At 52.3% G+C, this 13,673-nt stretch carries 9 protein-coding genes; 4 read left to right on the forward strand and 5 right to left on the reverse strand.

Translation table 11 applies throughout. The features are described 5' to 3' along the window. Window positions 1–13 precede the first annotated feature (13 nt). The 4 genes from P0X86_RS32140 (at window position 14) to P0X86_RS32155 (ending at window position 3,984) form a co-directional block, all read left to right on the forward strand. Window positions 14–1,135, forward strand: coding sequence for a sensor histidine kinase (locus P0X86_RS32140; protein ID WP_192570202.1), 1,122 nt, complete (start codon window positions 14–16; stop codon window positions 1,133–1,135). Beyond that, on the forward strand, window positions 1,132–1,737 hold the full coding sequence (locus tag P0X86_RS32145) for a response regulator transcription factor (RefSeq protein WP_090909640.1): 606 nt from the start codon (window positions 1,132–1,134) through the stop codon (window positions 1,735–1,737). Before P0X86_RS32140 ends, P0X86_RS32145 begins: the two co-directional genes overlap by 4 nt. A 34-nt stretch (window positions 1,738–1,771) precedes the next feature. Further along, window positions 1,772–2,314 carry a hypothetical protein gene (locus P0X86_RS32150; protein WP_096777212.1) on the forward strand — a complete coding sequence of 181 codons (543 nt, stop codon included), beginning with the start codon at window positions 1,772–1,774 and terminating at the stop codon, window positions 2,312–2,314. Window positions 2,315–2,478: 164 nt separating this feature from the next. Then, window positions 2,479–3,984 carry an alpha/beta hydrolase family protein gene (locus P0X86_RS32155; RefSeq protein ID WP_213580830.1) on the forward strand — a complete coding sequence of 502 codons (1,506 nt, stop codon included), beginning with the start codon at window positions 2,479–2,481 and terminating at the stop codon, window positions 3,982–3,984. Window positions 3,985–3,990: 6 nt separating this feature from the next. On the opposite strand, the gene P0X86_RS32160 is transcribed toward P0X86_RS32155, so the two are convergent. The 5 genes from P0X86_RS32160 to P0X86_RS32180 all read right to left on the reverse strand — a co-directional run bounded on the left by P0X86_RS32160 (window position 3,991) and on the right by P0X86_RS32180 (window position 13,655). Beyond that, window positions 3,991–4,632, reverse strand: a complete 642-nt coding sequence (locus P0X86_RS32160; RefSeq protein WP_277747378.1) for a hypothetical protein — start codon at window positions 4,630–4,632, stop codon at window positions 3,991–3,993. Between the two features lie 35 nt (window positions 4,633–4,667). After that, entirely contained in the window at window positions 4,668–7,733 is a 3,066-nt protein-coding gene (locus tag P0X86_RS32165) for a hybrid sensor histidine kinase/response regulator (protein ID WP_481858235.1), read from the reverse strand. A 435-nt stretch (window positions 7,734–8,168) separates the two neighbouring features. After that, complete coding sequence (locus P0X86_RS32170; RefSeq protein ID WP_277747380.1) at window positions 8,169–10,937, reverse strand: endo-beta-N-acetylglucosaminidase; 2,769 nt, start codon at window positions 10,935–10,937, stop codon at window positions 8,169–8,171. A gap of 129 nt (window positions 10,938–11,066) precedes the next feature. Next, window positions 11,067–12,590, reverse strand: a complete 1,524-nt coding sequence (locus tag P0X86_RS32175; RefSeq protein WP_096777216.1) for an ABC transporter substrate-binding protein — start codon at window positions 12,588–12,590, stop codon at window positions 11,067–11,069. A 117-nt stretch (window positions 12,591–12,707) separates the two neighbouring features. Beyond that, a complete protein-coding gene (locus tag P0X86_RS32180) occupies window positions 12,708–13,655 on the reverse strand; it encodes a carbohydrate ABC transporter permease (protein WP_009590967.1) in 948 nt (315 codons plus the stop codon). Between the last annotated feature and the right edge of the window lie 18 nt (window positions 13,656–13,673).

The following is a 13,673-nucleotide window of genomic DNA, read 5'->3' on the forward strand; positions in this document are numbered from 1 at the left end:
TTGGAGGCTTGATATGTTCTATAAGTTGTACCCGAGGGATCAGATCAAAAGTTATTTGCTCATCGATATCATACTGACCGTATTCTTATGCTACCAGGTGTTTCGTTCGGATACGGCGCTGGGACTGTGGGGCAGCCTTTTGCTGCTCCTGCTGTTCCTTGTTTCATTCTATGTCGCATTATGGCGTCGGGGCGGCTGGCTGCTGGCTGCCGTGCTGGCGGGCCTGTTCGCTGTAGGCGTACTCGGGGTGTATACGGGGCCGAGCACCCTGCTGTTCGGGATCATTTTTGCCGATTTGCTGGGCCGGTCCAAGTCCAAGGTACATATCGCCATCGGCTGTGCGGCCATTGCCCTATCATTCCTGCTCGTGTTCGTTTTCCGAAAGGAACCGCTGCTCGAAACGTCCAATGCCATTTACCTTCCGATCATGATCATACAGTCGGTATATCCGATCGTCATCTACATCAAGGAGAAAGCAAAAAGCCTGCAGGGGGAGCTGGATGAAGCCAACGAGCAGATCGCAAAGTATATCCAGCAGGAGGAGCGGCAGCGAATCGCCAGGGATCTCCACGATACCTTAGGGCAGACCCTCATGATGATCAAAATGAAGAGCGAGCTGGCAACGAAATGGGTGGATAAGGATCCGAGCCAGGCCAAACGGGAGTTAGGCGAGATTCTGGATACCTCCAGAACCGCCCTCAAGCAGGTAAGGGAGCTGGTATCCGATATGAAGTTCATCTCGCTGGCAAGCGAGCTGGAGCATTCGGCCAAGCTGCTGCATACGGCAGGAATATCGCTGAGCATCGAGAATCCGGAGAAGCCTCCACTGTTATCCAGCGTGGAAGAAACGATGCTGGCGCTCTGCGTCCGGGAAGCCATGACCAATATTATCAAGCATAGCCGGGCCGAGCGGTGCACCGTCAAACTGGAAACGAAGGATCATGCCTTCGGGATCCATATCGCGGATGACGGCGTGGGTCTTGCGGGGAACGCCGGCGGAAACGGCCTTCCGTCGATCATGGAGCGGATGAAGACGCTGGGCGGGTCCTCCGCCATCGACCCGTTGCCTCAGGGGGGCACCAAGGTGTACCTGAAACTCCCGCTTCGCCGGCATGAAAAGGAGGACGCATCATGATTCGAATCGTCATTGCAGAAGATCAGCAAATGCTTCGCGGCGCATTCGCCTCACTGCTCAATTTCGAAGACGACATCGAGGTGGTGGCCGAGGTGCCGGACGGGCAGCGCGCCTGGGACGCGATTCGGCAGCATCAGCCGGACGTGTGCCTGCTCGACATCGAGATGCCTCATATTAACGGCCTGGAATTGGCCGAGTCCATACGTCAAGCAGGCCTATCCTGCAAAATCATGATCGTCACGACCTTCGCACGTCCCGGTTATTTGCAAAAAGCGATGGATGCGCAGGTGGAGGGCTATCTGTTAAAGGACGAGCCCATCGATTTCTTGATTGAGGCCATCCGGCGGGTCATGAAGGGCGAGCGGGTCGTGAGCACCGACTTGGCGGCCGCGCTCTTCATGAAGGAGGAGAATCCGCTCAGCGAACGGGAAATCGAAATGCTCCGGTTAACCAAGGAAGGCATGACTACCGGCGACATCAGCAAAGCCTTGTTTCTGACAAGGGGAACCGTGCGCAACTACCTGTCCTCCGCCATCCAGAAGCTGGAGGCGGATTCCCGGCAGCAGGCCGTCACGATCGCTGAAGATAAAGGGTGGCTGTAAACTCCCCGGGATACATATGTAGGAGGTGAAGGAGATGAACGCTTTGACCCATACGACAGCCAGCGTGCCGTGGCAGCGGTTGACGACAGCCTATGGAAGAGGCACGGATATTCCTCGGCTATTGGAAACACGACAATATAAAGAATTGGCCAGCCTGATCGAGCACCAAGGCACCCTGTGGCAGACGACGCCATGGGCCCTGCTTATGCTCCTGCGGGAGCTTGCCAAACAGAAACCGGAGCAGGTCTCTTCAGAAGAAATGGAATTATACTTATCCGTAGCTTCAGCCATAACCGTGGAATATATGGATTCGGCACAAACGGTTGAAACGATGGATAAGCTGCTGGACGAAAGATACTTATGGCCGGAAGACGACGAAGAAGACGATTTGCGATGGGAAGAAGAGGAACCCCCCGGTTATGAAGCGGAAATCTTCATCAGTTATTATTACTTCAGTTATGTGCTGCTGCAGGAAGCGGCTCCTGTTTTCCGAGCGATCATGAACAGCAGCGATCAGCATGCCGACTCCATTTCGGAGCTGCTGGCACTGCTCGAGCCGAAAGATGCCGATATGTAGAAACATGCAGGTTCGGCAAAAAGCGCGAGCCTCCGGTACCGACACCGGAGAATCCTACATAGGACAGCACGGATTTAAACCTTTTTTAAACGAAACCATCCGCTCGTTTTAACCTTGATCCGTTATCATACAAATAATTGCGATAACAAGGAGCGAGCGTGCGTATGAGAGTTCTGGAAATGTTGTGGGTTGCAGCCTGCGTTGCGATGCTGATAATACTGTTGAGCCGTGACACAATAAATCGGAAGGCTGGCGCGATCGTCGGCATCGCTGGCGGTTTGCTGTTCGCCGTGCAGCTGCTGGTCGAGGGATACAGGTGGCAGATGATTCCGGCCTACATCGTCACCGCGTTGCTCTTTGTGTTGGTTCTGTTCAGACGCCGAACGGTCAAGAAACCGCTGCGGTACACGATATGGGGCCTTTCGGTCGTTTTGCTGGGCGGATCGGCTGCCTTATCGGCACTGCTGCCGGTTTTCCATTTACCGACGCCCTCGGGCGAGTTCAGGGTGGGAACGGATACGCTCCATTTCGTTGATGCGGACCGGGAAGAAACGTTTACCGAACAAAAAGGCGACAAACGTGAGCTTATCGTTCAGGTATGGTATCCGGCCGCAGCGTCTGGCCAAGGCGCCGAGAAAGCTACGTTGTTTCCGAAGGATAAAAGGCTCTTTCACACCTATATGCAAGCATATTCCGAATATCTGGGCCTTCCCGCGGCCGCGTTAGACTATTGGAAATACAGCCGGGCCAACGCTAACGGCCATGCCGATTTGCGGCTGGCGAAGAATCCGTATCCGGTGGTGCTGTTGTCGCACGGCATGGGGGTCGGCAGAATTTTGCATTCGTCCCAGGCCGAACATCTTGCCAGCCACGGCTATATCGTATTTGCCATCGATCATACGTACAGCACGGCCGCCACCGCATTTCCCGATGGGCGCGTAACCGGTTTTCTTACGGAACAATCCCAGGAGCGATTATTCGAGGACAGCCGCACTATTTTGAAGGTGTGGAATGAGGATATCGCCTTTGTCACGGATCAGTTGGAGAGGCTTCAATCAGGCGCCGTCGCCAGCAAGTTTAAAGGAGCCTTAGATCTGGACAACATCGGCATGATGGGCCATTCCTTCGGCGGGGCTGCAGCCTTTGAAGCCGTTTATTCCAACCCGCGGATCAAAGCCGGCGTGAATATGGACGGAACGCTATTCATAACGAAGGACCGGGACGACATGGAGAAACCGTTTATGTTCATGGAATCGGAGGATTTTATGAAGGTGAACGAACAGCAGGCGAAGTATCGCCAAACCCCGGCTACGGAAGCCGAGCTCCAAGCACTGGGGTTAACGCGAGAACAATTCGACATGATTCTGGCGAATCGGGAATTGGAACTGAAGCTGATGGATCGCTTATCTCAACAGGGACTAGGACGGACCCTTTATATCGAAGGCGCAGGACACTATAATTTCACCGATCTTCAGCTGTACTCTCCGCTTACCCGCCTGACCGGCATGACCGGAAGCATGAATGGATCTAGGGGAGCCGAAATCGTCAACCGCTACGTGCTGGAATTCTTTAATCAGCATTTGCGCGGAATGGAGAGTAAGCTTCTAACCGGTCCCTCGGAGGAATATCCGGAAGTGAAGTATCCGGACCGGGTGTTTCTGGAAGGCTAGATTGCCTTACGCCCTATACGTACCTGATATGTCCTTCTTGTTGTTCATAACCAGCCCATATTTCCTTACGATCCACGAGTCAATCAGATCATTCACCGCTTGTTGACTTATGCGAACAGCCGGCTTCTGCTCCTGCATAGCGTCTGCGGCTTGTATCGAGAAACGAAGCGGCTTGGTCATTTTTTTCATGGATGCTGCCATTTCTTCGAAAAAAACATACGTCAACGGCCGGTGTCCCCGAATATCCTCATACAGATAATACTTTCCTCGTTCATCCTCTGCATCGATTCGAATTCCCTTTGGAAGGGAGAGCAAGATATAGGGTAATTCATCTTCTGCCCACTGACCCCGGTAGGGGAATGAGACACCTTCATTTCTGACAAAGAATCCGGAGCTTTCATCCCCCTCAGCAATCGAAATAGAATAGACAAAGAAAGGGTGGTAATCGGGCCGGTCCTGCGCCGTATAATACTGATAATAGGTACGATACGCCTCAAGCACCTGATCCAGATCATGCGGGGTCATGGCATGGTTCGTACGATGAAATTTGGCCTGTTTTTGCTCAAAGCGTGCCAACATTTGGTTGAATTCTTCCGGCGTTATTAAAAATTTCAGTTTATAAAATCCGCTGTTTTTCAATCTCTCCATTCATCTCACCGCCTGATATCGTTTTATCCCGAGGTTTAGATGCGTGCATGAAAAGTAACCCGGGTTCCTTCGCCTAACCTGCTCTGAATATGAAGCCCTGTTCCGAAGTGCCGTTTTAATCGCTGGTCCGTATTGATCAATCCGACCCCGGACTGATGATTTGCTGTTCTCTCTAGGATTCGCTGCAATTGAGCTTCATCCATCCCGATCCCATCGTCCTGAACGATTATCTCGGCATGCGTGGCATGGACGGAAATTCGAATATGTATGGTTCCCCCATAAGTGCGCTTCATGACGCCATGCCTTATCGCATTTTCGACCAAGGGCTGGATCGAAAGGAACGGAATTTGCAAGGCTCCGCAGTCGTCTACCTCCCAAACCACCTGCAGCCGATCTTCAAACCGAACCTGCTCAATATAAAGATACGAGCGCACCAGGCTCAGCTCCTCCTCGATCGGTACAAGTCCAGCCGTGTCTTGGAATCTGAATTTATATCTCAGAAAGTTGCTGAACTCCTCAAGCAGATTCCGCATCTTGTCCAAATCAACGTCGCTTAGGGCCGTCACCGCATTTAAAGCATTGAATAAAAAATGAGGCTGGATTTGCGCTTGCAGCCATGCCGCTTCCAGTCGGAGCTGCTCCCGGACCGTTTGTTTAATCGTCGTTAAGGCCTCAATCCTCGACCTGATTTCCAAGGCCTCCACCGGCTTGGTCACATAATCGTTAGCCCCCGCCAGAAACCCGCTTTGGATGTCTTTCGGTTGGCTTCTTGCAGTAAGCAGCAGCACAGGGAGCTCCGTGAGCGTAAACCGCTCGCGAATCCTCCGCGTCAGCTCATACCCGGACATCTGCGGCATCATAATATCGGAGATGACCAAATCCCACTCCTTCGCATCCAGTACAGCCAACGCTTCTTTACCGCTTGTTGCCATCGTCACCTCGTATTCGTCCGGCGGCAGTATGGCTTCAAGCACCTGAAGGTTGACGGGATCGTCGTCAACGATGAGCAATAGCGGTCGGTTACTTCTCCTTTCGGGTAGAGCTCCTTGTAACGCGGCTGGCGGGAAGATCTCCTCTTTTTGCAAACCGGCCCCAATGGTATCCTGCATCGGCATGGTCGGCAATGTTGGCGGTCCGTTAGAGTTCGAATCATGCTGCTCTTCCTCTGTTTCGAGCCCTGCCAGCTTTAACGAAAACGTAAATATCGAGCCCTCCCCTGGAACGGAGGCCACCTCAAGCGTACCCCGATGAAGCTCAATAAGCTGCTTGCTTATGCTTAGACCTAACCCAAAGCCGCCTTCGATCATGGTCTCGCTGGCGCTCGCCTGCTCATACGGAAGGAACAAGCGCCTCAGCATGGCTTCATCCATTCCGATCCCCGTGTCGGCAATTGCGATATAAGCTCTGTCATCCTCTGTAAAAGCTTGAATCGAAATATACCCTTCATTCGTATATTTTACGGCATTATGCAGCAGATTGAACACGACTTGAATCATCCGGTTCTCGTCCGCCAAGACGGGAGGGAAATCCTCCGGGATCTGATTGACGATGCTGACCGACTTCACTTCCGCGTTAAATTGCAGCATATCCATCACCCCCGTCACGATGGGCTGGATCGATACGGCCTTTTTCTGCAGCCTCGGATTGCCATCCCGCAGACTCATGACGTCCATCAAATCGTTTAATATTAGTGTTAGACGACGTCCGACGGTCAGAATCGTTTCAAGCTCTTTCACACTCCTGTCCTGCAGCAAAGGCCGTTCCCGGTTCAACACGGATTGCGACATGTTAAGCATGCTGTGCAGCGGATTTTTGAATTCATGGGACGTGTTCGCCAGGAATTGATCCTTATGGTCATTCACTCTTTGCAAGGTTGCGGCAATCTCTTTCGTGTTCGCATGCATCTTGAAATAACCCTTAAACCATACAGCGGCCAAGCATCCCATCGAAAGGATCAGGTCAAACGGATAATGGGCAACACTTAAGGCGCTTTCCCGCAAGAACAACGCCCACAGGAAATGATGGACCAACGCAACCATGGAAAAAAGCAACAGCAAATGGTCTTTAATTCCCTTCATTATGGTTTTGGTGATTGCAATAATCGTGATGACGGCCGTTACGCAGCCTAGCAGAAAATAAACCGGGAAAAGCATGATCACCTGAGACGGAGCCAAGAACAAGGTAATGCCGGCTGTTCCTAAGATCGTGACGGCATAAACGGGATGAACCCTGTTCCAATAAGAGAGTTCGCGATGATTCGTGCATTCCAGCAACGCATAGCATCCAATCATAAAGGCGGCGTTGGACAACCGAAAATCCCAATCGCTGCTGATGTATATGAATTGATGGAACAGCTTCTCATCCGTGCTCAATATGCTCGAAAGGGTTACGCAGAGGGTCAGCAAGGAAAAATACAGCAGCCTCTTTTCCCTATTCCCCAGTAAAAATAAAATGAGTGCATAAACGGAATGCATAAGGAAGATAACGGCTCCCAGTGTTTGCATCGAAACCGAGAGTTTCATTTCTTTGGCCACGGCTTCCTCTGAACCCAATTTAATGGATCTGGCTATGCCGCTGCTTCGGCTATCCACATAATTGGCCGCCTGAATCACTAATTCGATGACGCCGTTGCCGTCCGCCGTAAAGCTTGTAGTATACGGCAGGTTCTTCGCGGTATAGGCTTCCTTCGTGTCCGCCACCCGCCCGGATTTGGCAAGCAAACGTCCATTGACATATAATTCGGATGACGAACGTACGCTAGGCACGCGAATGCTATAATTCAGCTTCTCCTCGGGATTCACTAGAATACGCAGGCGATAGGAAGCAAATCCATATGGAGACGCTTTGCCATTACCATGCAGAGCTTGATTCCATCCCCCCGGAACCGCAATCAGCTTCGGCTTCGGCCCGCCTGATGCATCCTGCCCGCTCCCATCCAGCAGCCACTGCATGGGATAAAACTCCCACTCTCCGTCAAGCAACAGAATGCCGCCTTCTTCGGCATCCCATTCCCGCAAATCGAGATGCCCCTTCTTTATCGTCACCTGCTGTTGATCAGGGAACACTTCCACCCACAGCATGCGCATGCTCGATAGAATCACTATGAGTAATCCTATTAACCATAAAATGTGGCTCTTTTTTATTTGGTGACTTGGTGGGCTCTTTGCCAAGAGATATTCCTCTCCTAATCCACTTTAATGTAAGCATAGCTCCATTATTTACAATTGCAAACCCAAATGAAAGAACAACCATTGATGACTGCCATGCCATCAATGGTTGTTTGTTCTACTCATTATTTATCGGTCAGACCGGTCACTTTCAGCATTCTTGCCATCAATGCCGTCCTCAGCTTGTGTCATTTGCGCAGCATCCATATACTGTCCTACATCAGATTAACAACCCTATCTATACAAAATCTATACACGACACGCTGGCTCAGGGGCCTAAACGGCGCTTCTATGACGGATCGGGACGATATAAATAACCAAAAAAGAGTGTTCCCCCATGAAGGGAAACACTCTTTCTAGTCATCCGTACTATTTCAAGCCCAGCACTTCAACATCGTAAATCCGTGCAGCCGTGTCCCCGCCCTGTGTCGCCTTCTCGATCTGAAGACGCACGTACCGTGCGGAGGTAAGTTCGATGGCATGGCTGCTGATCCCTTGCGTGTTGTCTTTGACCGAGACGGCATCCTTCCACTCCTTGCCGTCCGAGCTTACTTGAATGGAGAAAGCCCGCGTGTTGAACGCGGCAGGCTCGCCTCCGGCTTCCGCGTGCTTGATCACGAATTCGCTGACTTTGTGCTCGGCTCCCAAGTCTACCGTCAGCCAGTGCGGCCCGTCTCCGACGGCACACCATTTGGTGGCGGCATTGCCGTCCACTGCAAATGGCGGCCCTTCCTTCTCGTTCACGAAGCTGGATGCGGACGCGCTTTTGCCAAGAGCAAGGTTGCCGACGCCATTCTCGGCTTCCTGTGTTACCGTGATGAGCTTCTTCTGGATCCGATCCTCGCCAACACTATTTTTAGCGGTCAGCGTGACCTCGTACGTTCCTTCCTCGGAATAGGTCACTTTAGGATGCTGGTCCGTACTGGACGCCGGCTGCCCGCCAGGGAAGCTCCAGCTCCAGGACTCCGTCACTTCCGAGGAAAGATCCGTGAATTGCACCGTTTCTCCCGGCGCAATCAGGGTTTTATCCGCCTTGAAGGCTGCCGTCGGCTTCGGATATTCCGGCCAGTCGAAGCTGGCGGATGCCGCCTTTCCTTGCTGGTAGTGGCGGTTTACCGGAATCACAACCATTTTGGTTGCCTCCTCCTTAAGCGAACGCTTCATTTCCGGTACGTAATAAACGGTATTTCCCGTCATGCCCATCAGTTCGTACTTGCCGTCCGGATGGATGCGATAAACCTGATAGTACAGTACGTCTTCATTCTGTTTCGGCGCTTCCCACGACAAGCGCGCATCACCATATATTCCATCGCGGAAATCATTCTCGATAACCTTCAAATCGGTTACCGCGTGCGGTTTCTTCGCCTTGTCGTTCACCTGCGTAACCGCCAGGCGGCCGATGTTGGCCCGATAATCCTCCTGATCCGCCGCGGACTCGAATTGAAGCGAGATTCCGGCAATCGTGCGGCCTTTATACTTGTTCAGCTTGACGCTTCCCTGCTTCCAATCCTGATTCGCGCCCGTGGCGGTCCACTTGCCAGGCTCGAAAAATTCGTACCGATCCGGCGCATCGGAAAATGCCAAGCCGATCTTCACCTTGGCGTCCTTGGCATTGTCGGCATACACGAGTGATACTTCCGTGGTCGCTTCCACCGGGATATTCGCCTTATACAGCTTGAGATGGGTGGAGGAGCCTTTGCTTACGGCACCCGCCACTTGAAGCGAGCTGCCGCCGTAATAGGACTTGCCGAAATCAAATCCCGGTTTCAGGGCCTCGCCTTTGCCGTTAGTCTCCGCGATCCATCGCCAGGTCGGCAAAATATCCTGCAGGCTCCGGTTGCTCCAATCGCGGCTTCGCATCACTTTGCCGTCCACCGCAAACAAATGGCCGTTGCCCGTATTGAAATGGGTGACGAATTCGGAGTCGGTCAGCACGGTTTTTGCAACGACATCATGGGCAATCCCTCTCCAGGTCCCTGCAGGCTGTGACGTGTTCGCTGGATTCATTCCGGGTCCCACCCAGAAAATCTGCTCCTTATTCATGTACTCCTCATGGGTTTCGGAGCTGTTGTACGCCCAATCCGGACGGTAAATGCCCAGGGAGGTCGTGGCTTTCTTCCCGTCCGGGAACAGAACCGGCCAATTGAACCTGCCTTCGTAGCCTTTCGCCTCCACGTCGATGCCGGCATATAGATCATACGGACTGCGGCCAAGCTCCGCCGCTTTGGCCGGGGAGTTCAAGAACGGAGTAATGTAATCGTATTGGCCGTTCTTCTCGTCTTTGAACTGCCAGCGGAAATCGATGAACATGTTGTCGGAAACCCGCTGATTTCCCTGTTGGAAGAACATTTCGTTCTTATCCGTCAGGGCCCCCTGCCACTTCACCGGTCCCTCCTTGATCATGGAATCGTACCAGATCACTTCCATGCCGGGTCCTTGGTTCTGCTGCAAGTAAGTCAGAAACTTAGCCATCTTGGCCGCATCTTCCGGCGTTCCGCCCTGCGTTTCCTGATTGATGAACCAGCCGTCGAATCCGTAGTACGCCGCTACCTCGATCAGCTTATCCGCAACCGGGAAAGAACCGTCCTCCCGCTGCTTTAACAGATCATGCAGCCACTGGATTTTGCCTCCGTGCTCGGTTTGCGGCAAGAAAACGGTTCCAAAAACAGGAACCCCATTCTTATGGGCCGCATCGATGACGTCGCTGCTTGGCGGAACGATTAATCCTTCGCCTGCGGAGCCGCCCCACATGACCAGCTTGTCGATGTACTGCCAATTGCTGAACGTATAGGTATGGAACTTCTCCGAGCCTTGCGAAGGAGCTCCGCTTGTGCTCGGATACATGGAAGCGATCGATAGCACCTTTACTTCTTCCTTGGCGTTGCCGTTTACTTTGCTTCCTTGGATGCGCTGATCCTCCAGCTTCACCGTTCCCCGGTTAAAACGGGCATCCTTGTCCTTGGACGGCGACCATTCCAGCAGCGTGTTCGGATACCAATACGACGAATGCGGCTGGGCCGCTTCGGCTTCTCCGGCAAAGCCCGTCAGGGATGCGGCAAGCAAAGCCGTGCTCATCCATGCCGCCATTCTGCGCTTCCACTGGGTTCTTGCGTAATAATCCGGTTTGATTCGTTTCATGGGAAAACCTCCTATTATTCGAAGATCATTTCGCTTACGGACATTGGAGCCTTTTTCGGTGAAGAAAGAAAGGACAGAGAGAAACGGCCGTAAGGAACAGCCGCTTCTACCCTTCATACCCTTTACGGATTACTTGTTTTGAGCCTTCCACTCATCGAACTGCTTTTGAGCTTCGGCGATCACTTTGTCGATGCCGGCATCCTGGAACTTTTGTTTAGCTTTCGGCAGATATTCTTCAGGATCGACGGAGCCGGTGTACAGCGCCGGAATAAATTCCTTGGCTACGTTCGTGATGGCCGCGACCTCCGTTTTGACCGGAGCCGTGTCGAAATTAAAGCCGAACGTAGGCGCCACTACGGCAGAGGTGTTGAATTTCTCGAATGCTTCCCATTTGTCCTTCGGCTCGCCTTCGTGAAGGTACGTCAGGAACATGTTGCCGAGCGCGAAACCAGGCATCGCGTAGTTCTCCTGCATGGCAGGCATATCCTCGATATACGGCTCTTCAAGCTTCTTGTAGTGCGTTCCTTCCAAGCCGTATTGAATCATGTTCCGGAGTTTCACGTCCGTGTTCAGCAGGTTCAGGAACATCATCGCCCGCTCCGAATTTTTGGAGTAAGAAGAAATGGCCATCATCGAACCTGCTGCGGAGCTGGTGTAAATGACAGGATCATGCATCGGTCTGGTCACGATGTCATAGCCCGCGTTTCTGGACCAGCCAAGCTCTGCGTATGGCTGCGTAATTTCGCGGTCCACGAGCCATTTGCCGGTTTTGATGTTGTCGATGCCGTCCAGCGTTGCAATGTCCTCACGCACATAGCCCGCTTTATAGTATTTGCGCATGGTCGTCAGCGCCGATTTCAATTCAGGCGAATCCAGCAAATTCACGAATTTAAAGTCCTCGGTGTCCAGATACATGCCGATCGGAATTTCATCGCCGAGCGGGTAGTCAAACGGCATGTACGGTTTAAAGCCTTTCGGTACGGCAAGCGGCGTAATTTCCGCAGGCTCGTTCTCTTTAATCGTTTTGAGAAGCGGTTCCAGATCTTCAAGCGTGGTCACCTTGGAAATGTCCAGGTTGTACTTATCCAGATACTTTTTGTTGAAGCGCCATACAAATTGCTGTGCCAGTTCCTTGTTGGCCGGGATGCCATAGTTGACGCCGTTAACCTTCGTTCCTTCCAGGAAACGGGGATCCAGTACTTCCTTAATGCCTTTTCCGTACTGATCGAGCAGTTCGTTCAGCGGCTTAAACGCGCCTTTTGCCGCATTTGGAAGGTAATCGAACGCCCACGAGCTGGTGAAGGCGATGTCGTAATTCTCGCCGGAGCTCGTAATCACCTGCATCCGCTGGCTGTAATCGCCCCAGTCGATCATGCTGATTTCGATCGTTGCATTGATTTTTTCCGTCAAATATTTATTGATTTCCTCTTGAACCATAGGCAGGTCTTTCTGATTTGGCCCAATCATGTACATTTTCAGTTTGACCGGATCCAGTTTGGAGGCATCAATGGTGCCGTCGCTTTGGACAGCCGCCTCTTCCTTCGCTGGTTCACTTGGCTTACTGCCGCCTTCCTTGCTGCCGCAGGCCGACAGTACAACGGTCAGCAGAAGCACGAGAGCAAGGGACAGTAAAGAAATCTTCTTCTTAAACATGAGTTTTTCCCCCTGTGTCACTTAATGGTTATTGCTATATTGATACCGCTTACACACCCGGGACATGAAAGCCGGATTTCTCCGGCAGTGTGCGCTTGCGGGTTCAACCTTATGAAATTATCCTTTGACCGAGCCTACGGTCAGACCCTGGACAAAATACCGCTGGAAGAACGGATACGCCATGACGATCGGCAGCGTGGCCAATACGACCATCGCCATCCTTACCGTCTCCGTCGGCAGGCCGGCGGCCACATCGAACGAGCCGATATTCTGCGCATTCTTCGTTAGGAAGTCCATGTTCTTCTCGATCTGCATGAGCATGAACTGCAGCGGTGGCGTCGCCTGCGGATTGTTATAGTACAGCAAGGCGTTAAACCAGTCGTTCCAGTAGCCCAATGAGCTGAACAAGCCGATGGTGGCGATCCCCGGCAGCGAGACCGGCAGGACGATACGGATAAAGGTCAGAAATTCGCCGGCGCCATCGATTTTGGCGGACTCGATAATCTCATCCGGAATCGTCGTTTGAAAAAAGGTCCTCATGACGATGATGGAGAACGCGCTCAAGGATAGCGGAAAGATCAGCGCCCAGATCGTGTTCTGCAGATGCAGGAACTGGGTCATCACGATATAACCCGGTACCATGCCGCCCGAGAACAACATGGTGAAGAACGCCAGAAAGCTGAAAAACCCTCTAAATTCAAAGTTTCGGCGGGACAAGGCATACGCATAGGTCGTAACCAGCGCCAGACTCACCAGCGTTCCCAGCACCGTGACCAGGAGCGTCAAGCCGAATGAGGACAGCAATTCGCTTCCCGTTTTGAAAATATACTCGTACGCGGCCGTGCTGAACTGGCTCGGCAGCAGCCTAAAGCCTTCCAGGACCAGCGTCTGTTCGTCCGTCAGGGAAATAATGATAACAAATAGGAACGGAAAGATACAGGAGAACGAGAAGAGCCCGATCACGATATTGAAAATCGTATTCCACAAAGGGGAGATGGCATTATAGTCTCTCTTCCTTGAACGCTTGGCCGACTGGCGGGCGGTTTGCGTTGATAGCTGCGACATTGAAGTTACACCTCCCTC

It is taken from the genome of Paenibacillus sp. BR1-192, from assembly GCF_029542445.1.
GTDB lineage: Bacteria > Bacillota > Bacilli > Paenibacillales > Paenibacillaceae > Paenibacillus_AQ > Paenibacillus_AQ lautus_A.

Excerpts from the sequence above, each read along its gene's own strand:
- P0X86_RS32155 (WP_213580830.1), top strand. The coding sequence starts at position 2,479 with ATGAGAGTTCTGGAAATGTTGTGGGTTGCAGCCTGCGTTGCGATGCTG.
- P0X86_RS32140 (WP_192570202.1), top strand. The coding sequence starts at position 14 with ATGTTCTATAAGTTGTACCCGAGGGATCAGATCAAAAGTTATTTGCTC.
- P0X86_RS32180 (WP_009590967.1), bottom strand. The coding sequence starts at position 13,655 with ATGTCGCAGCTATCAACGCAAACCGCCCGCCAGTCGGCCAAGCGTTCA.
- P0X86_RS32145 (WP_090909640.1), top strand. The coding sequence starts at position 1,132 with ATGATTCGAATCGTCATTGCAGAAGATCAGCAAATGCTTCGCGGCGCA.
- P0X86_RS32170 (WP_277747380.1), bottom strand. The coding sequence starts at position 10,937 with ATGAAACGAATCAAACCGGATTATTACGCAAGAACCCAGTGGAAGCGC.
- P0X86_RS32150 (WP_096777212.1), top strand. The coding sequence starts at position 1,772 with ATGAACGCTTTGACCCATACGACAGCCAGCGTGCCGTGGCAGCGGTTG.
- P0X86_RS32160 (WP_277747378.1), bottom strand. The coding sequence starts at position 4,632 with ATGGAGAGATTGAAAAACAGCGGATTTTATAAACTGAAATTTTTAATA.
- P0X86_RS32175 (WP_096777216.1), bottom strand. The coding sequence starts at position 12,590 with ATGTTTAAGAAGAAGATTTCTTTACTGTCCCTTGCTCTCGTGCTTCTG.